Annotated in this window: 16 protein-coding genes and 1 tRNA gene; 16 read left to right on the forward strand and 1 reads right to left on the reverse strand. The window is 56.5% G+C overall.

Annotated features, from left to right (window positions below; translation table 11 throughout):
* The first annotated feature begins 80 nt into the window (after positions 1–80).
* From dnaK to VCA57_RS15825, 7 genes are all read left to right on the forward strand, one after another.
* Positions 81–1,997, forward strand: coding sequence for a molecular chaperone DnaK (gene dnaK / locus VCA57_RS15795; protein ID WP_411186035.1), 1,917 nt, complete (start codon positions 81–83; stop codon positions 1,995–1,997).
* 122 nt (positions 1,998–2,119) lie between these two features.
* On the forward strand, positions 2,120–3,247 hold the full coding sequence (gene dnaJ / locus VCA57_RS15800) for a molecular chaperone DnaJ (protein ID WP_411186036.1): 1,128 nt from the start codon (positions 2,120–2,122) through the stop codon (positions 3,245–3,247).
* A 71-nt stretch (positions 3,248–3,318) separates the two neighbouring features.
* The gene (gene dapB, locus VCA57_RS15805) at positions 3,319–4,122 is read left to right on the forward strand and encodes a 4-hydroxy-tetrahydrodipicolinate reductase (RefSeq protein WP_411186037.1); all 804 of its coding nucleotides are present in this window, start codon (positions 3,319–3,321) and stop codon (positions 4,120–4,122) included.
* A 209-nt stretch (positions 4,123–4,331) separates the two neighbouring features.
* Positions 4,332–5,480, forward strand: a complete 1,149-nt coding sequence (gene carA / locus VCA57_RS15810) for a glutamine-hydrolyzing carbamoyl-phosphate synthase small subunit (RefSeq protein WP_411186038.1) — start codon at positions 4,332–4,334, stop codon at positions 5,478–5,480.
* Between the two features lie 34 nt (positions 5,481–5,514).
* Entirely contained in the window at positions 5,515–8,736 is a 3,222-nt protein-coding gene (gene carB / locus VCA57_RS15815) for a carbamoyl-phosphate synthase large subunit (RefSeq protein ID WP_411186039.1), read from the forward strand.
* A complete protein-coding gene (gene greA / locus VCA57_RS15820) occupies positions 8,733–9,209 on the forward strand; it encodes a transcription elongation factor GreA (protein ID WP_411186040.1) in 477 nt (158 codons plus the stop codon). Before carB ends, greA begins: the two co-directional genes overlap by 4 nt.
* Positions 9,181–9,636 (forward strand): DUF4149 domain-containing protein, encoded by a 456-nt coding sequence (locus tag VCA57_RS15825; protein WP_411186041.1) that lies wholly within the window; start codon positions 9,181–9,183, stop codon positions 9,634–9,636. Before greA ends, VCA57_RS15825 begins: the two co-directional genes overlap by 29 nt.
* 47 nt (positions 9,637–9,683) lie before the next feature.
* On the opposite strand, the gene yhbY is transcribed toward VCA57_RS15825, so the two are convergent.
* A complete protein-coding gene (yhbY, locus tag VCA57_RS15830) occupies positions 9,684–9,995 on the reverse strand; it encodes a ribosome assembly RNA-binding protein YhbY (RefSeq protein ID WP_090255972.1) in 312 nt (103 codons plus the stop codon).
* 102 nt (positions 9,996–10,097) lie between these two features.
* On the opposite strand from yhbY, the gene rlmE reads away from it, so the two are divergent.
* From rlmE to nusA, 9 genes are all read left to right on the forward strand, one after another.
* Entirely contained in the window at positions 10,098–10,721 is a 624-nt protein-coding gene (gene rlmE / locus VCA57_RS15835; protein ID WP_411186042.1) for a 23S rRNA (uridine(2552)-2'-O)-methyltransferase RlmE, read from the forward strand.
* A 187-nt stretch (positions 10,722–10,908) separates the two neighbouring features.
* On the forward strand, positions 10,909–12,825 hold the full coding sequence (gene ftsH / locus VCA57_RS15840; protein ID WP_411186043.1) for an ATP-dependent zinc metalloprotease FtsH: 1,917 nt from the start codon (positions 10,909–10,911) through the stop codon (positions 12,823–12,825).
* An 8-nt stretch (positions 12,826–12,833) separates the two neighbouring features.
* Positions 12,834–13,685, forward strand: coding sequence for a dihydropteroate synthase (folP, locus tag VCA57_RS15845; RefSeq protein WP_411186044.1), 852 nt, complete (start codon positions 12,834–12,836; stop codon positions 13,683–13,685).
* Positions 13,686–13,703: 18 nt separating this feature from the next.
* The gene (glmM, locus tag VCA57_RS15850; RefSeq protein ID WP_411186045.1) at positions 13,704–15,041 is read left to right on the forward strand and encodes a phosphoglucosamine mutase; all 1,338 of its coding nucleotides are present in this window, start codon (positions 13,704–13,706) and stop codon (positions 15,039–15,041) included.
* Positions 15,042–15,106: 65 nt separating this feature from the next.
* Positions 15,107–15,862 (forward strand): triose-phosphate isomerase, encoded by a 756-nt coding sequence (gene tpiA, locus VCA57_RS15855; protein ID WP_411186046.1) that lies wholly within the window; start codon positions 15,107–15,109, stop codon positions 15,860–15,862.
* A gap of 4 nt (positions 15,863–15,866) precedes the next feature.
* Entirely contained in the window at positions 15,867–16,250 is a 384-nt protein-coding gene (gene secG, locus VCA57_RS15860; protein WP_411186047.1) for a preprotein translocase subunit SecG, read from the forward strand.
* 31 nt (positions 16,251–16,281) lie between these two features.
* Positions 16,282–16,367, forward strand: a tRNA-Leu gene (locus VCA57_RS15865).
* Between the two features lie 301 nt (positions 16,368–16,668).
* Positions 16,669–17,130: a ribosome maturation factor RimP gene (gene rimP, locus VCA57_RS15870; RefSeq protein ID WP_411186048.1), complete on the forward strand. Its 462-nt coding sequence runs from the start codon at positions 16,669–16,671 to the stop codon at positions 17,128–17,130.
* A gap of 47 nt (positions 17,131–17,177) precedes the next feature.
* On the forward strand, positions 17,178–18,659 hold the full coding sequence (gene nusA / locus VCA57_RS15875) for a transcription termination factor NusA (RefSeq protein WP_411186049.1): 1,482 nt from the start codon (positions 17,178–17,180) through the stop codon (positions 18,657–18,659).
* Positions 18,660–18,686 lie beyond the last annotated feature (27 nt).

Consider the following 18,686-nt stretch of genomic DNA (forward strand, 5'->3'; position numbering starts at 1 on the left):
ATTAAACAGTCAAGCGTTTTAGTGCTGCCGCCGCTGGTAACCAACAGCGGCGGAATTATCAAAGTTTCGGGAGAATGAAGATGGGCAAAATTATCGGTATTGACCTGGGGACTACCAACTCCTGCGTCTCCGTGCTGGAAAACGGCAAAGCCAAAGTTATCGAAAACGCCGAGGGTGCGCGCACCACTCCGTCGATCATCGCTTATGCCGGTGATGGCGAAATTCTGGTTGGCCAGTCCGCCAAGCGTCAGGCTGTGACCAATCCGCACAACACCTTGTATGCGGTTAAGCGTCTGATCGGTCGTCGTTTCGACGAGGACGTTGTACAGAAAGATATTCAGATGGTCCCTTACAAGATCGTCAAGGCTGACAACAGCGACGCCTGGGTAGAAGTGAACGGCCAGAAAATGGCGCCGCCACAAATCTCGGCTGAAATCCTCAAGAAGATGAAGAAAACCGCCGAAGATTATCTTGGTGAGGCTGTGACTGAAGCGGTTATCACCGTTCCGGCTTACTTCAACGACAGCCAGCGTCAAGCGACCAAGGATGCCGGGCGTATCGCCGGTCTGGACGTTAAGCGCATCATCAACGAACCAACCGCAGCCGCTCTGGCTTACGGTATGGACAAGGCCAAGGGCGACCACACTGTCATCGTTTATGACCTGGGTGGCGGTACCTTCGACGTTTCCGTGATTGAAATTGCTGAAGTTGACGGTGAGCACCAGTTCGAAGTATTGGCCACCAACGGCGACACCTTCCTCGGCGGTGAAGACTTTGACATTCGTCTGATCGACTACTTGGTTGACGAATTCAAGAAAGAAAGCGGCATGAACCTCAAGGGTGACCCGCTGGCAATGCAGCGCCTGAAAGAAGCTGCTGAAAAAGCCAAGATCGAGCTGTCCTCGAGTCAGTCGACCGACGTAAACCTGCCGTACATCACTGCAGACGCCAGCGGTCCTAAGCATTTGAACGTAAAAATCTCCCGCGCCAAGCTTGAAGCGCTGGTAGAAGATCTGGTTCAGCGCACCATTGAACCTTGCCGTATTGCGCTGAAAGACGCTGGTATTGACGTTGGCGCGATCAATGACGTGATCCTGGTCGGCGGCCAGACCCGCATGCCGCTGGTGCAGAAGCTGGTAACCGATTTCTTCGGTAAAGAAGCACGTAAAGACGTTAACCCGGACGAAGCTGTGGCCATGGGTGCTGCGATTCAGGGCGCTGTGCTGGCTGGTGACGTGAAAGACGTGCTGCTGCTTGACGTTTCCCCGCTGACCCTGGGTATTGAAACCATGGGTGGCGTAATGACTGCGCTGATCGAGAAGAACACTACCATCCCGACCAAGAAGTCGCAGGTGTTCTCGACGGCTGACGACAACCAAGGCGCGGTGACCATTCACGTGCTGCAGGGTGAGCGTAAGCAAGCCAGCGGTAACAAGTCGCTGGGTAAATTCGACTTGGCCGAGATCCCACCAGCTCCTCGTGGCGTACCGCAGATCGAAGTTACCTTCGATATTGACGCTAACGGCATTCTGCACGTGGGCGCAAAAGACAAGGCGACTGGCAAGACTCAGTCGATCGTAATCAAGGCCAACTCCGGTCTGTCCGAGGAAGAAATCGAGCAGATGGTGCGTGATGCCGAGGCGAATGCCGAGGAAGATCGCAAGTTCGAAGAGCTGGCTGGTGCGCGTAACCAGGGCGATCAGTTAGTGCATGCCACTCGCAAGATGGTGACTGAGGCTGGTGACAAAGCGACTGCTGACGAGAAAGCGGCTATCGAAACAGCGCTGAGCGCGTTGGAAGTCGCTGTGAAGGGTGACGACAAGGCTGAAATCGAAGCCAAGATGACCGCTCTGTCCGAAGTGACTGCTCCGCTGGCGCAGAAAATGTACGCTGAGCAACCGCAACCAGGTGCGCAAGCCCAGGATGCAGAGCCGGCTAAGGACGCAGCTGACGATGTGGTTGATGCTGAGTTTGAAGAAGTCAAAGACAACAAATAAGCGCAAGCTTATGCAGCTCTGGCCGGGCGTGACGTAAGTCGCGCTCGGTACGATTCGCCGCGCGGGAGCTTGCTCCCGCGTTGGCGTGTCTGGAGTAGACGATTTGAAGGTGTTGAAGACTTATGGCTAAACGTGATTTTTACGAAGTGCTCGGTGTTGAGCGCGGGGCGAGCGAGGCGGAGCTGAAAAAGGCCTACCGTCGTCTGGCGATGAAGCACCACCCGGACCGTAATCCGGACGATAAGGCTTCGGAAGAGAAGTTCAAGGAAGCCAACGAGGCCTACGAGGTGCTTTCCGATGCGGCTAAGCGCTCGGCCTATGATCAATACGGTCATGCCGGTGTTGATCCGCAAATGGGCGGCGGTGGCGGCGGCCCAGGTGGGGCGAACTTTTCCGATATCTTCGGCGATGTATTCAGTGATTTCTTTGGTGGTGGCGGCCGTGGTGGTTCACGCGGCGGCGCGCAGCGCGGCAGTGATCTGCGTTATACCCTTGAGCTGGATCTGGAAGAAGCGGTGCGTGGCACGACAGTGACCATTCGCGTGCCAACGCTGGTCAATTGCAAGCCGTGCGATGGCAGCGGGGCGAAGAAGGGCACTACGCCTGTGACCTGTACCACCTGTGGTGGTATTGGTCAGGTGCGCATGCAGCAGGGTTTCTTCTCCGTGCAGCAGACGTGCCCGCGCTGTCATGGTAGCGGCAAGATGATCACCGACCCATGCGGTTCTTGCCATGGTCATGGTCGAGTCGAGGAGCACAAAACCCTGTCGGTGAAAGTCCCGGCGGGTGTTGATACGGGTGATCGTATTCGCTTGTCTGGCGAGGGCGAAGCCGGTGCTATGGGTGGTCCAGCAGGCGACCTGTATGTTGTGGTGAATGTCCGCGAGCATGCGATTTTTCAGCGTGACGGTAAGCACCTGTACTGCGAAGTGCCGATTAGTTTTGCTGATGCGGCCTTGGGTGGCGAGCTGGAAGTGCCGACTCTGGATGGTCGGGTCAAGCTGAAGATTCCTGAGGGCACTCAGACCGGCAAGATGTTCCGGCTGCGCGGCAAGGGTGTGGCTCCGGTGCGTGGCGGTGGTGCTGGTGATCTGATGTGCAAGGTGGCGGTGGAGACGCCGGTTAACCTGGATCGTCGCCAGCGCGAACTGCTCGAAGAGTTCCGTAAGACGCTAGAGGGCAACAGTTCGCACTCGCCAAAAGCCAATGGCTGGTTCGAGGGTGTTAAGCGCTTCTTTGGTGATCTGTAAAAACCGCTGGCTGGCTGTGTCGACCGTTGAGTGGGCGCTGCAGCTAGTTGCGACAGCTTGGAGCTGAGGTTATGCAACGTATTGCTGTGATGGGCGCCGCTGGGCGTATGGGGAAAACCCTGATCGAGGCTGTGCAACTGGCCGATGGTGCGCAGTTGCAGGCGGCGGTTGACCGTGCGGATAGCAGCCTGGTGGGTGCGGATGTCGGTGAGTTGGTTGCGCAAGGCAAGATGGGGGTCAGTCTCTCGGGTGATTTGGCTGCAGTACTCGATCAGTTTGATGTATTGATCGACTTCACTCACCCGTCGGTAACCCTGAGGAACCTCGAGGTCTGTCGCCAAGCGGGTAAAGCCATGGTGATTGGCACCACTGGTTTCTCGTCTGAGGAAAAGCAGTTGCTGGTGGATGCTGGCAAGCAGATCCCCATCGTGTTTGCTGCCAACTTCAGTGTTGGTGTCAATCTATGTCTGAAGCTGCTGGATACCGCTGCGCGAGTGCTGGGCGATGATGTGGATATTGAAATCATCGAGGCTCATCACCGCCATAAGGTCGATGCGCCATCCGGTACTGCGCTGCGTATGGGGGAGGTAGTGGCCAATGCGCTGGGTCGCGATCTGCAGAAAGTGGCGGTTTACGGTCGCGAAGGACAAACCGGTGCGCGTGAGCGCGAAACCATCGGTTTTGCCACCGTGCGCGCTGGCGATGTGGTCGGCGATCACACCGTGCTTTTTGCGGCTGATGGTGAGCGCGTGGAGATCACTCATAAGGCGTCGAGCCGTATGACCTTCGCTAAAGGTGCTGTTCGCGCGGCGCTGTGGTTGCAGGAGCGCAAGCCTGGTCTGTACGACATGCAGGACGTTCTGGGGCTCAACTGAGGCATTCTGTCGCAAGATTGCCTTTTACCTGGCTCTCAAGCGTAACTGGCGGTGGACCAAAAAGGCACTTTCCTGTAAGCTTTCTGCTTTAGTGTGTCCACTAAAGTTGCGCAGAATGAATCAGATAAAAAAGCGGGGTGACGGTTGATACGTCATCCCGCTTTTTTACAATCTGCGTTTGCTTCACGTTTTTATTTTCGGAGGTTTTCTTGAGTAAGCCAGCCCTTAAACCTGCCATTTTGGCTCTTGCTGATGGCAGCATTTTTCGCGGCGAGGCCATCGGTGCCGATGGCCAAACTATTGGAGAGGTGGTTTTTAACACCGCCATGACCGGCTATCAGGAAATCCTTACCGATCCTTCCTATGCCCAGCAGATCGTTACCCTGACCTATCCGCACATCGGCAACACCGGCACCACGCCGGAAGATGCCGAGTCTAATCGCGTATGGGCAGCAGGCCTGATTATTCGCGACCTACCGCTGACCTCCAGCAACTGGCGCAACAAGCAGCCACTGGATGAGTACCTCAAGGAAAACGGCACTGTTGCTATTGCCGGGATTGATACTCGTCGCCTGACGCGTATTCTGCGTGAGAAAGGTTCGCAGAACGGCTGCATTCTGGTCGGCGATGACGCCACCGAAGAAAAAGCTCTGGAGCTGGCGCGCAGCTTCCCCGGCCTGAAAGGGATGGACCTGGCCAAGGTGGTCAGCTGCACCGAGCGCTATGAGTGGCGCTCCAGTGTGTGGGAGCTGAAGACTGACAGTCATCCAGAAATCCCGGCTGCCAGCTTGCCGCATCACGTGGTTGCCTACGATTACGGCGTTAAGTGGAACATTCTACGCATGCTGGTTGAACGTGGTTGCCGCGTAACCGTAGTACCGGCGCAGACGCCTGCTGCTGAAGTGCTGGCGCTGAATCCAGATGGTGTGTTTCTGTCCAACGGCCCAGGCGATCCTGAACCGTGCGATTACGCCATCGCAGCGATCAAGGATGTGCTGGAAACCGACATCCCGGTATTCGGTATCTGTCTCGGTCATCAGCTGCTGGCCCTGGCCTCCGGTGCCAAGACCCTGAAAATGGGTCACGGCCACCACGGTGCCAACCACCCGGTGCAAGACCTGAAAACCGGCGTGGTGATGATCACCAGCCAGAACCACGGTTTTGCCGTGGATGAAAGCAGCCTGCCGAGTAACGTGCGTGCCATCCACAAGTCGCTGTTCGACGGTTCCCTGCAGGGTATCGAACGTACCGACAAGGACGCCTTCAGCTTCCAGGGTCACCCCGAAGCGAGCCCCGGTCCAGCCGATGTGGCGCCGCTTTTCGACCGTTTTATCGAAGCCATGGCCAAGCGCCGTTAAGCCAGCCGACTGACCCAAGGATTCGAGAGATAACATGCCAAAACGTACAGACATAAAAAGCATCCTGATCCTCGGCGCTGGCCCGATTGTTATCGGCCAGGCCTGCGAGTTCGACTATTCCGGTGCCCAGGCGTGTAAAGCGCTGAAAGAAGAGGGTTACCGCGTCATTCTGGTCAACTCCAACCCCGCCACCATCATGACCGACCCGGCCATGGCGGACGCCACCTACATCGAGCCGATCAAGTGGTCCACCGTGGCCAAAATCATCGAGAAGGAGCGTCCGGACGCCCTGCTGCCAACCATGGGTGGCCAGACCGCGCTGAACTGCGCGCTGGACCTGGAAAAGCACGGCATCCTGGAAAAGTTCGGTGTCGAGATGATCGGCGCCAATGCCGATACCATCGACAAGGCCGAAGACCGTTCGCGCTTCGACAAGGCGATGAAAGACATCGGCCTGGCCTGCCCGGTTTCTGGCATCGCGCACAACATGGAAGAAGCCTACGGTGTGCTGGAGAAGGTGGGCTTCCCCTGCATCATCCGTCCGTCCTTCACCATGGGCGGCACTGGCGGCGGTATTGCTTACAACCGTGAAGAGTTCGAAGAAATCTGCGCCCGCGGTATCGATCTGTCGCCAACCAGCGAATTGCTGATCGACGAATCGCTGATCGGCTGGAAAGAGTACGAGATGGAGGTGGTCCGCGATAAAAAGGACAACTGCATCATCGTCTGCGCCATTGAAAACTTCGACCCGATGGGCGTGCACACCGGTGACTCGATCACCGTGGCTCCGGCACAAACCCTGACCGACAAGGAATACCAGATCCTGCGTAACGCCTCCCTGGCGGTACTGCGTGAGATCGGCGTGGAGACCGGCGGCTCCAACGTGCAGTTCGGCATCTGCCCGAACACTGGCCGCATGGTCGTGATCGAGATGAACCCGCGCGTGTCGCGTTCCTCGGCGCTGGCCTCCAAGGCCACCGGCTTCCCGATCGCCAAGATCGCCGCCAAGTTGGCGGTGGGTTACACCCTTGATGAGCTGTCCAACGACATCACCGGTGGTCGCACTCCAGCGTCGTTCGAGCCGGCCATCGACTACGTCGTGACCAAAATTCCACGTTTTGCCTTCGAGAAATTCCCCAAGGCCGACGCCCGCCTGACTACGCAGATGAAATCGGTCGGTGAAGTCATGGCTATCGGCCGCACCTTCCAGGAATCCCTGCAGAAAGCCCTGCGCGGTCTGGAAGTCGGCGTTTCGGGCCTCGATCCGATGCTCGATCTGGCTGATCCTGAAGCCGAAAGCACCCTGCGTCGCGAACTGACCGTGCCAAGCGCTGATCGTATCTGGTACATCGGCGATGCCTTCCGTGCCGGCAAGACCGTGGCTGAAGTCTTCGAGCTGACCAATATCGATGAATGGTTCCTGGTGCAGATTGAAGACCTGATCAAGGACGAAGAGCGGATCAAAACCCTGGCGCTGTCGAGCATTGATCGTGACTCGATGTACAAGCTCAAGCGTAAAGGCTTCTCCGATATTCGCCTGGCCAAGCTGCTGGGCGTGACCGAGAAGACCCTGCGCAGCCAGCGCCACAAGTTGAAAGTGCTGCCGGTGTACAAGCGCGTGGACACCTGCGCCGCCGAGTTCGCCACCGACACCGCTTACATGTACTCGACCTATGAGGAAGAGTGCGAAGCCAATCCGTCGAGCCGCGACAAGATCATGATCCTCGGTGGTGGCCCAAACCGTATCGGTCAGGGCATCGAGTTCGACTACTGCTGCGTACACGCGGCACTGGCTCTGCGTGAAGACGGTTACGAGACCATCATGGTCAACTGCAACCCGGAGACCGTCTCCACCGACTACGACACTTCCGACCGTCTGTACTTCGAGCCGGTAACCCTGGAAGACGTGCTGGAAATCGTCCGCGTCGAACAGCCGAAAGGTGTGATCGTGCAGTACGGCGGCCAGACCCCACTGAAGATCTGCCGCGCCCTGGAAGAAGCCGGCGTGCCGATCATCGGCACCAGCCCTGACGCCATCGACCGCGCCGAAGACCGCGAGCGCTTCCAGCAGATGGTGCAGCGTCTGGGTCTGCGTCAGCCTGCCAACGCCACTGCGCGCAGCGAAGACGAAGCCTTGGCTCATTCCAAAACCATTGGCTACCCGCTGGTAGTGCGTCCGTCCTATGTACTGGGTGGCCGGGCGATGGAAATCGTCTACCAGGAAGACGAGCTCAAGCGTTACATGCGCGAAGCGGTGAAAGTCTCTAACGACAGCCCGGTGCTGCTCGACCACTTCCTCAACTGCGCCATCGAAGTGGACGTGGATGCGGTGTGCGACGGTGAAATCGTGGTGATTGGCGCGATCATGCAGCACATCGAGCAGGCAGGCGTGCACTCCGGTGACTCCGCTTGTTCGCTGCCGCCGTACTCGCTGCCGATGCACATCCAGGACGAGATCCGCGACCAGGTCAAGAAAATGGCTCTGGAGCTGAATGTAGTTGGTCTGATGAACGTGCAGATGGCCGTGCAGGGCGAGGACATCTTCGTTATTGAAGTGAACCCGCGTGCTTCGCGTACCGTGCCGTTTGTCTCCAAGTGCGTCGGTGTCTCGCTGGCGAAGGTGGCTGCCCGCGTCATGGCGGGTAAGTCGCTGGCTGATGCCGGTTATACCAAGGAAATCATCCCGCCGTATTTCAGCGTCAAGGAAGCGGTATTCCCGTTCGCCAAGTTCCCAGGCGTCGACCCGATTCTTGGCCCAGAAATGAAGTCCACCGGTGAAGTAATGGGCGTGGGTGATACCTTCGGCGAAGCCTTTGCCAAGGCGCAGTCGGGCGCTAGCGAGATTCTGCCAAACGCCGGCGTGGCCTTTATCAGTGTGCGTGATGACGACAAACCATTGGTGGAGGGCGTTGCCCGTGACCTGATCGAGTTGGGTTTTGAGGTGGTTGCAACCGCCGGTACTGCCAAGCTTATCGAGGCGGCTGGCTTGCCAGTACGTCGTGTCAATAAGGTGACCGAAGGTCGTCCGCACGTAGTCGACATGATCAAGAATGACGAAGTCACCCTGATCATCAACACCACCGAAGGTCGTCAGTCCATTGCGGACTCCTACTCCATTCGTCGTAACGCTCTGCAGCACAAGATCTATTGCACCACCACCATTGCGGCGGGTCAGGCGATCTGTGAGGCGCTGAAGTTCGGTCCCGAGAAGACCGTACGCCGGCTGCAGGATCTGCATGCAGGAATCAAGGCATGATCAAATACCCTATGACCGTCCAGGGCGCTCGCGCCCTGGAAGAAGAGCACGCGCACCTGACTAAGGTGTTGCGGCCCAAACTCAGCCAGGAAATTGGTACTGCGCGTGAGTTGGGCGATCTTAAGGAAAACGCTGAATACCACGCTGCTCGTGAGCAGCAGGGTATGGTCGAGGCACGTATCCGTGATATCGAAGGTCGCCTGCAGAATGCGGTGATCATTGATGTCACTGCGATTGAGCATACCGGTAAGGTGATTTTCGGCACGACCGTAGAAATCGCCAACTGCGAAACCGATGAAAGCGTGACTTACCAGATCGTTGGTGAGGACGAGGCGGACATCAAGCAGCGCAAGATTTCCGTCGGTTCGCCTATCGCCCGCGCCCTGATCGGCAAGAGCGAGGGCGACGTGGTGGTGGTGCAGACCCCGAGCGGCGCGCTTGAGTATGAGATCGTCGAGGTTCGCCATCTCTAAGCCTGGCTCGCGTGATGCTGGTGCGATCAGTTGGCTGCTGGCTCAGGCGCTCTGGGTCGGTGGCCTTTGGTTGCTGCATTTTCTACTGTTGCCGGCGATTGCCAAGATTGGTCTGGCCTCGTTGCTGGTCGAGGAAATTGGCAATACTTTGCGCCCGCTGCTGGTAGGCCTTACGGCTGTTTGCGCGGGGTTGCAGGTGCTGGTACTGATTCGTGCGGAGCAACTGGCAAGCCTGTGGCGTGATACGCGTGGGCAGTTGCTGTTGGTCGTGCTGGTGATGGCGGGGAGTTACTTCGTTGTTCGCAAGCTGCTGCCTGAGGTAGGGTTGTGGCTGATGTTCAGTTATCTGGTCATGGCATTTTGCGGATTGTTACTTGTCTTGCAGCCGGTACCGCAAAAAACTCAAGCGTACGCTATAAAGCGCTAGAGCAGTTTGCTGCAAAGGCGCTGAACGCGCCTCGCAGCTGCTGATAATCAGCCGTGATGACGGTGAACGTTGGACAGATTCTTGTTCACTTTCGGGTTTTTGCGGTAGATCAGCGCCATTTTGCCAATCACCTGAACCAGTTCTGCCTTGCCTGCTTTACACAGTTCGTTGATGGCGGTCAGGCGATCTTCTCGCTCAGTGATGCGTAATTGCACTTTAATCAGTTCATGATCGCTCAGTGCGCGTTCCAGTTCGGTCAGCACACCTTCGGTCAGGCCATTGTCAGCCACGATCAATACAGGCTTTAAATGGTGGCCGATAGATTTGAATTGTTTCTTCTGCTCTTGAGTGAGCGGCATAATCTGATTCCTGCATTTAATCTGGTAAAAAACGGCGGTTAGTTTACCCGAGCGCCTTCGGAGCCGCCCAGATATTCATGCGTTGCATATTCGAGGTATTGCGTGGCCCGTTCCAAGACCAGTCAAGGTTGGCTGAAAGAGCATTTCAACGACCCTTACGTCAAAATGGCGCAGAAGGATGGCTATCGTTCGCGCGCCAGCTACAAGCTGCTGGAGATTCAGGAGAAGGATCGTATTCTCCGCCCGGGCATCACTGTAGTTGATCTGGGCGCCGCCCCTGGCGGCTGGTCGCAGGTCACCAGTCGAGTGATCGGCGACAAGGGCCGGTTGATCGCGTCAGATATTCTTGAGATGGACAGTATTCCGGATGTCACCTTTATTCAGGGGGACTTTACCGACGATGCCGTGTTCGCACGGATACTCGAGGCCATTGGTGAATATCCGGTAGACCTTGTGATTTCCGATATGGCCCCCAATATGAGTGGTGTACGGGAGTCGGATCAGCCGCGAGCCATGTATCTGTGTGAGCTGGCGCTGGATCTGTCCTCGCGGGTGTTGCGTCCGGGTGGTGATTTTCTGATCAAAATCTTCCAGGGTGAAGGTTTCGACCAGTATCACAAGCAGGTGCGCCAGATGTTCGACAAGGTGCAGATGCGCAAGCCGCTTTCTTCACGCGATCGTTCACGCGAGCAGTACATGCTGGCTCGTGGTTTCCGTGGCGTGTGATGGTTGCAGTTGCAAAGGTTTTCGCGAATTGTTGTGCGGTCTTATGGTCTTACAGCAAATAAAGGGTTACAGACGGCGTCTGCCAGGAGTGGGCGTTGTGTAGTAAGTTAGATCGGTAAATAACTGGTCGTCATGCGAAGCGCGCTTCAGCACGGGGCCTGCTTCAGAGGGTAGCTAATTGAACGACATGGCAAAGAATCTGGTCTTGTGGCTGATCATCGCCGCCGTCTTGGTCACGGTGATGAATAATTTCTCCAGCCCGAGTGAGTCAAACAAACTCAACTACTCGCAGTTTATCCAGCAGGTCCAGAGTGGTGGGGTTAAGCGCGTAACGGTTGATGGATTCATCATCAGCGGTACGCGTTCCGATGGTTCATCGTTCGAGACGGTGCGTCCGGCGATTCAGGACAATGGCCTGATCAAGGACCTGATGGATAACAACGTCGAAATCGTTGGTAAGCAGCCTGAGCAGCAGAGCATTTGGACTCAGCTATTAGTTGCCAGCTTCCCGATTCTGGTGATTATCGCCGTGTTCATGTTCTTTATGCGCCAAATGCAGGGCGGTGCTGGCGGCAAGGGCGGGCCGATGAGCTTCGGCAAATCCAAGGCGCGCTTGCTCTCGGAAGATCAGGTCAAAACCACCTTTGCTGACGTCGCCGGTTGCGACGAAGCCAAGGAAGAAGTCAGCGAGCTGGTTGAGTTTTTGCGCGATCCAGGCAAGTTCCAGCGCCTCGGTGGGCGTATTCCTCGCGGTGTGCTGATGGTTGGCTCGCCTGGTACCGGTAAAACCTTGTTGGCCAAGGCTGTTGCTGGCGAAGCTAAGGTGCCGTTCTTCACTATTTCCGGTTCGGATTTCGTGGAAATGTTCGTGGGTGTCGGTGCGTCCCGTGTCCGCGATATGTTTGAGCAAGCCAAGAAGCACGCGCCTTGCATCATCTTTATCGATGAGATTGATGCGGTTGGTCGCCATCGTGGTGCTGGTATGGGTGGTGGTCACGATGAGCGTGAGCAAACCCTCAACCAGTTGCTGGTAGAGATGGACGGTTTTGAAATGAACGACGGCATCATCGTAATCGCCGCGACCAACCGTCCTGACGTACTTGACCCTGCATTGCTGCGTCCTGGTCGCTTCGACCGTCAGGTGGTGGTCGGTTTGCCGGACATCCGTGGTCGTGAGCAGATTCTCAAAGTGCACATGCGCAAGGTGCCGATGGGTGATGATGTCGCTCCTGCCGTAATTGCGCGTGGTACGCCGGGCTTCTCCGGTGCTGACCTGGCTAACCTGGTCAACGAAGCATCGCTGTTTGCTGCGCGGTCCGGTAAGCGACTTGTCGAAATGAAAGAGTTCGAGCTGGCTAAAGACAAGATCATGATGGGTGCCGAGCGCAAAACCATGGTCATGTCGGACAAAGAAAAGCTCAATACCGCGTTCCATGAAGCCGGTCACGCGATTGTTGGGCGTTTGGTGCCTGAGCATGATCCGGTCTACAAGGTGTCGATCATTCCGCGCGGTCGTGCTTTGGGTGTGACCATGTTCTTGCCCGAAGAGGATCGTTACAGCCTGAGCAAGCGCGCACTGACCAGTCAGATCTGCTCACTGTTCGGTGGTCGAATCGCCGAAGAAATGACCCTTGGCTTCGATGGTGTCACCACGGGGGCGTCCAACGACATTATGCGCGCCACTCAGTTGGCCAAGAATATGGTCACCAAGTGGGGCTTATCGGAAAAGCTCGGTCCGCTGATGTATGCGGAGGAGGAGGGTGAGGTTTTCCTGGGCCGTAGCATGGGCAGTAACCAGAGCAATGTCTCTGCTGATACCGCCAAGCTGATTGACCAAGAGGTGCGCAGCATCATTGACGAGTGCTATGGCACCGCTAAGCGCCTACTGCAAGAAAATCGCGACAAGCTCGACGCGATGGCTGAAGCGCTGATGAAGTACGAAACCATCGATGCTGAGCAGATTGAAGACATCATGAATGGCCTTGCACCGCGTGAACCGAAGGGTTGGCAGGGTGGTGACGACAACAACGGTACGCCAACTGCGCCGGTTGCAGTCGCTGAGTCCACAGAAAAGCCAATTGGTGGTCCAGCCGCCGAGCTCTAAGGTTTTCTATGTCTGTTGTGCCAACCTTTGACCGGCTGCCGTGTGGCAGCCGGTTTCTTGATTTAAGCCGTCCGCAAGTGATGGGTATTCTCAATGTAACTCCTGACTCCTTCTCCGATGGCGGGCGCTATGGTCGGCTTGATGCGGCATTGCGTCATGCCGAGTCGATGCTGCAAGCAGGGGCGACGCTGATTGATGTCGGCGGTGAATCGACGCGTCCTGGCGCTCGTGCGGTTTCTCCGGTGGAGGAATTAGAGCGGGTGGCGCCTATCGTCGAGGCAATTGCTCGCGAGTTGGATGTGATTATTTCGGTGGACACCTCAACTCCAGCAGTCATCCGCGAAACAGCGCGGCTGGGCGCGGGCTTGATCAATGACGTGCGCTCATTGCAGCGTGATGGTGCTTTGGATGCCGCCGCGGACAGTGGGTTGCCTGTCTGTCTGATGCATATGCGTGGTGAGCCAACCACCATGCAACAGAACCCTCAATACCCCGATATTGTGGCAGAGGTGTGCGGGTTTCTGCTTGAGCGACTGGCGGCCTGTGCGGCTGTTGGGATTGCTGCTGAGCGCGTCATCCTTGATCCAGGCTTCGGTTTTGCCAAGACCCTGGAGCATAACCTGTCGCTGTTCAAGCATCTGCAGGCTTTGCATGGCTTGGGTCGGCCTCTGCTGGTCGGTGTATCGCGCAAGAGCATGATCGGTAAAGTGTTGGGGCATGAAGTGGGTGAGCGCCTATACGGCAGCCTGGCCTTGGCAGCGCTGGCACTGAGTAAAGGTGCGCACATTCTGCGGGTACATGATGTGGCGCAGGCGGTTGATGTGGTGCGGATGATTGCCGCAGTTGAAGCGGCTGAATAAGTTAGAAGGAATGCTGGGATGGGTAGAAAATATTTTGGTACTGACGGTATTCGTGGGCGTGTCGGTGACTTCCCTATTACCCCGGAATTCATGCTCAAGCTCGGCTGGGCCGCTGGGATGGCGTTTCGCAAGCAGGGCAAGTGCCGCATTCTGATTGGCAAGGACACACGCATCTCCGGATACATGTTTGAGTCTGCTCTGGAGGCGGGCTTGTCCGCGGCCGGGGCGGACGTAATGCTGCTCGGACCAATGCCGACGCCAGCAATTGCCTATTTGACTCGTACCTTTCATGCCGAGGCAGGGATTGTTATTAGTGCCTCGCACAACCCGCATCATGACAATGGCATCAAGTTCTTCTCGGGGCAGGGCACCAAATTGCCGGATGAGATCGAGTTGATGATCGAGGAGCTGCTCGATCAGCCCATGACGGTGGTGGAGTCAGAGCAGCTGGGCAAGGTCTCGCGAATCAATGACGCCGCTGGGCGCTATATCGAATTCTGTAAGAGCAGCGTGCCAACTAGCACCGACTTTGCCGGGCTGAAGGTTGTGGTCGATTGCGCTCATGGTGCGGCGTATAAGGTCGCGCCTAGCGTGTTCCGTGAGTTGGGTGCGCAGGTAACTGTTCTGTCGGCGCAGCCCAATGGTCTGAATATTAATGATGCATGTGGCTCGACCCATATCGAGGCGCTGCAGGCCGAAGTGTTGGCACAGCACGCCGACCTGGGAATCGCTTTCGACGGTGATGCGGATCGCGTATTGATGGTTGATCACTCCGGGGCAGTGGTTGATGGTGATGAGCTGCTGTTTATCATCGCCCGTGACCTGCTTGAGCGCGACAAGCTGCAGGGGGGGGTGGTCGGTACGCTGATGAGTAATCTGGGGCTGGAGCTGGCCTTGGCTGAATTGGCTATTCCGTTTGTGCGTGCCAAGGTTGGTGATCGCTATGTGATCGCCGAGTTGCTGGCGCGTAACTGGCAGCTGGGTGGGGAAAACTCCGGTCACCTGGTGTGTTTTCAGCACACCACTACCGGGGACGCGATCATCGCAGCGCTGCAGGTACTGATGGCGCTCAAGCACCGCGGGCAGACGCTTGGTGAGGCGCGGCTGGGTATGCAGAAGTGCCCGCAGGTGCTTGTGAATGTGCGTTTTGCGGGCGGTGTTGATCCGTTGGAGCATCCGGCTGTGCAGGAGGCTAGCGCCCGAGTTACCGAGCAAATGGCCGGTCGCGGGCGGGTGCTGCTGCGCAAATCTGGTACCGAGCCGCTGGTGCGTGTCATGGTCGAAGGTGACGATGAGGGCTTGGTGCGCGGCTATGCCGATGAATTGGCTAAAGTTGTTGCTGATGTATGTGTTTGATTCGGCTTGCCAGGCGGGTAGCTGTTGGGTAACATCTGCGCCCTCTTTGACCGACGAGGTAAAGCATGCGTCGCCCAATGGTAGCTGGTAACTGGAAAATGCACGGTACCCGCGCCAGCGTCGCAGAGCTGATCAGCGGTCTCTCTCAGCAGGTGTTGCCTGCTGGTGTGGATGTTGCGGTTTTCCCGTCTTGTTTACATCTCGGTCAGGTTGTTGATGGCTTGGTCGGCAGTGCTATTGCTGTTGGTGCACAAGATTGCGCTGTTGAGGCGCAGCAGGGTGCTTTGACTGGTGAGGTGGCGGCAAGTCAGTTACAAGACGTGAGCTGCTCACTGGTGTTGGTTGGTCACTCCGAACGCAGGTTTGTTTTGGGTGAGGGTGATGAGGTTGTGGCGCGTAAGTTTGCAGCGGCGCAATCTTCGGGCTTGATTCCAGTGTTGTGTGTTGGTGAAACCTTGGCTCAGCGTGAAGCTGGGCAGACGCTTTCGGTTGTTGCTGCTCAGTTATCTGCAGTGGCTGATGCCTTGGGTGTTGAGGTGTTTGCGCATGCAGTCATTGCTTATGAACCGGTTTGGGCTATTGGCACTGGGTTGACTGCATCGCCTGAGCAGGCGCAGGAAGTGCATGCGGCAATTCGCGCGCAGTTGGCGGCGAAAAGCCCGGAGTTGGCTGGAAAGGTAAGAATTCTTTATGGCGGCAGTGTCAAAGCCGCTAGTGCAGCCGAGTTGTTCGGTATGCCGGATATCGATGGGGGGCTTGTGGGTGGAGCCTCTCTGAATGCGGATGAGTTCGGTGCGATCTGTCGCGCCGCAGGAAGCTAAAGAAATGCTGGAAACAGTTATCGTTGTTCTTCATCTGCTGGGTGCTATCGGCGTAGTTGTGCTGGTTTTACTGCAGCAGGGCAAGGGTGCAGACGCGGGCGCTTCTTTTGGTGCTGGTGCTTCTTCCACTGTATTCGGCAGTCAAGGTAGTACTACCTTTCTGAGTCGAGTTACTGCTATACTTGCCGCCACTTTTTTCATGACTAGCTTGGGCTTAGGCTACTTTGCTAAAGAAAAAGCTGATGGTATGGCTCAGGTTGGTTTGCCTGATCCGGCCGTGTTAGAAGTTCAGCAGGCTAAGCCAGCTGTTGAAGATGTACCTGTTCTTGACGCAACTAAGCCGGCTAATGAAGCGGCAGACGTACCTCAGGCTCCAGAGCAGCAGTAATACGTAAATGCTGTATGCAACAAACGATTTTGCCGAGGTGGTGGAATTGGTAGACACGCTACCTTGAGGTGGTAGTGGCCATAGGCTGTAGGGGTTCGAGTCCCCTTCTCGGTACCAATTTTCAAGAAGGCCCGCTAGATGCGGGCCTTCTTGTTGCTGGAGCTTCGATTGACCCGGGTTTGGGTTAAGTCGTATAATCCGGCCCCAGCTTTGATGTGGGATTGAGCAGCAAGGTCGCTCCTCGGATGTTAAGTCCGACGCTGGCTGGGTTAAACCGGCCCCCGCATTGAGTTGCAGAGGAGCCCCTTTTAAGGGGCTTTTTGCTAGCTGGGTGACAGCTTTGCCGGCCTTTAGAGGGCGGTTATATGATGGGCGATTCGCCCATTTTTTATTTTTACAGCGTGCGCGAGGGGTTCAGGTGTCGAGCAAGCTAGAACAGTTGCAAGCCTTGGTGGCCCCGGTAGTCGAGGCTCTTGGCTACGAATGCTGGGGTGTCGAGTTCCTGTCACAAGGGCGGCATTCTTTGCTGCGAATTTATATTGATAAGCAGCCTGATGGCGTAGTGATCGAAGACTGTGAAGTCGTCAGTCGGCAGATCAGTGGTGTCCTCGATGTCGAAGACCCGATTAGCGCCGAGTACACCCTTGAGGTGTCCTCGCCTGGCATGGATAGGCCGCTGTTCACCATTGAGCAGTTTGCTAGTCATGCGGGCGAGCAAGTGAAGATCAAGCTGCGCTCACCTTTTGAAGGTCGGCGCAACTTTCAGGGCCTTCTGCGCGGTGTGGAAGAGCAGGACGTGGTAGTGCAGGTGGATGACCATGAATTCCTGTTGCCGATCGATATGATCGACAAGGCCAACATTATCCCCAGGTTTGATTGAGACGCGGATCCCGCGGATCCAACGGATTGCGAAAGGCGAGGCGTACGATGAGCAAAGAAGTACTGCTGGTTGTTGAGTCGGTATCCAATGAAAAGGGCGTACCGGCAAGCGTAATTTTTGAGGCGCTGGAGCTGGCTTTGGCCACCGCTACCAAGAAGCGTTTTGAAGATGAAGTTGAGTTGCGTGTGGCGATCAATCGTCAGACCGGCAACTACGAAACATTCCGCTGCTGGACCGTAGTGGAAGAAAGTGACTTTGATGATCCTGCACACCAGGTCACCACTGACATGCCACGTGCGGTCGAAGCCAACGCTAAAGTTGGTGAAGTGCTGGAAGAAAAAATCGATTCGATTGAGTTCGGTCGTATTGCTGCGCAAACCGCCAAACAAGTGATTGTGCAGAAAGTCCGCGAAGCTGAGCGTGCTCAGGTTGTTGAGGCTTACCGCGAGCGTCTGGGAGAAATCATCTCCGGCACTGTGAAGAAAGTAACCCGTGACAGCGTGATCGTTGATCTGGGTAACAACGCTGAAGCTATGCTGGCCCGCGAAGACATCATCTCCCGCGAGACTTTCCGTGTAGGCGTGCGCATGCGTGCCTTGCTCAAGGAAATTCGCACTGAGAACCGTGGTCCGCAGCTGATCCTGTCGCGCACTGCGCCGGAAATGCTGATTGAGCTGTTCCGCATCGAAGTGCCGGAAATCGCTGAAGAGCTGATTGAGGTCATGGGTGCTGCCCGCGACCCGGGTTCGCGAGCCAAGCTGGCTGTGCGTTCCAAAGATAAGCGCATCGACCCGCAGGGTGCCTGTATTGGTATGCGCGGTTCGCGCGTTCAGGCGGTCTCCGGCGAGTTGGCGGGTGAGCGTGTAGATATCGTGCTGTGGGATGATAATCCTGCGCAGTTCGTAATCAACGCCATGTCACCAGCCGAAGTCGCTGCCATCATCGTCGATGAAGATGCCCATGCCATGGACATCGCTGTCGGCGCAGACAACCTTGCTCAGGCCATTGGCCGCGGTGGTCAGAACGTGCGTTTGGCCAGTCAGTTGACTGGTTGGACGCTAAACGTGATGACCGAGTCGGACATTCAGGCTAAGCAGCAGGCGGAAACAGGCGACATCCTGCAGCGCTTTATCGACGAGTTGGAAGTCGACGAAGAGCTGGCCCAGGTGTTGGTCGAAGAGGGCTTCACCAGCCTTGAAGAAATTGCCTACGTACCGATGGAAGAAATGCTCAGCATTGATGGCTTCGACGAGGATATCGTCAGCGAGCTCCGCGCTCGTGCCAAAGATCGCTTGCTGACTAAAGCCATCGCCAACGAGGAAAAGCTGGCAGATGCCCACCCAGCCGAAGACTTGCTCTCGCTTGAGGGGATGGATAAGGCGCTTGCGCATGAACTGGCAGTGCGCGGCGTTATTAACCGCGAAGACCTGGCCGAGCAGTCTATTGATGACCTGCTCGACATCGACGGTATCGACGCTGAGCGAGCCGGCAAGTTGATCATGGCCGCACGAGCCCATTGGTTCGAGTAAGTAGTTGCGGCCTGAGGAGAGAAATGC

This window comes from Pseudomonas sp., from assembly GCF_046581935.1.
In the GTDB taxonomy this organism is placed as follows: domain Bacteria; phylum Pseudomonadota; class Gammaproteobacteria; order Pseudomonadales; family Pseudomonadaceae; genus Aquipseudomonas.

What these genes read in the sequence shown, in the direction of transcription:
- tpiA (WP_411186046.1), top strand. Translation starts at nt 15,107, where the DNA reads ATGCGTCGCCCAATGGTAGCTGGTAACTGGAAAATGCACGGTACCCGC.
- dapB (WP_411186037.1), top strand. Translation starts at nt 3,319, where the DNA reads ATGCAACGTATTGCTGTGATGGGCGCCGCTGGGCGTATGGGGAAAACC.
- dnaK (WP_411186035.1), top strand. Translation starts at nt 81, where the DNA reads ATGGGCAAAATTATCGGTATTGACCTGGGGACTACCAACTCCTGCGTC.
- dnaJ (WP_411186036.1), top strand. Translation starts at nt 2,120, where the DNA reads ATGGCTAAACGTGATTTTTACGAAGTGCTCGGTGTTGAGCGCGGGGCG.
- secG (WP_411186047.1), top strand. Translation starts at nt 15,867, where the DNA reads ATGCTGGAAACAGTTATCGTTGTTCTTCATCTGCTGGGTGCTATCGGC.
- glmM (WP_411186045.1), top strand. Translation starts at nt 13,704, where the DNA reads ATGGGTAGAAAATATTTTGGTACTGACGGTATTCGTGGGCGTGTCGGT.
- nusA (WP_411186049.1), top strand. Translation starts at nt 17,178, where the DNA reads ATGAGCAAAGAAGTACTGCTGGTTGTTGAGTCGGTATCCAATGAAAAG.
- ftsH (WP_411186043.1), top strand. Translation starts at nt 10,909, where the DNA reads ATGGCAAAGAATCTGGTCTTGTGGCTGATCATCGCCGCCGTCTTGGTC.
- greA (WP_411186040.1), top strand. Translation starts at nt 8,733, where the DNA reads ATGATCAAATACCCTATGACCGTCCAGGGCGCTCGCGCCCTGGAAGAA.
- folP (WP_411186044.1), top strand. Translation starts at nt 12,834, where the DNA reads ATGTCTGTTGTGCCAACCTTTGACCGGCTGCCGTGTGGCAGCCGGTTT.
- yhbY (WP_090255972.1), bottom strand. Translation starts at nt 9,995, where the DNA reads ATGCCGCTCACTCAAGAGCAGAAGAAACAATTCAAATCTATCGGCCAC.
- carB (WP_411186039.1), top strand. Translation starts at nt 5,515, where the DNA reads ATGCCAAAACGTACAGACATAAAAAGCATCCTGATCCTCGGCGCTGGC.
- VCA57_RS15825 (WP_411186041.1), top strand. Translation starts at nt 9,181, where the DNA reads ATGAGATCGTCGAGGTTCGCCATCTCTAAGCCTGGCTCGCGTGATGCT.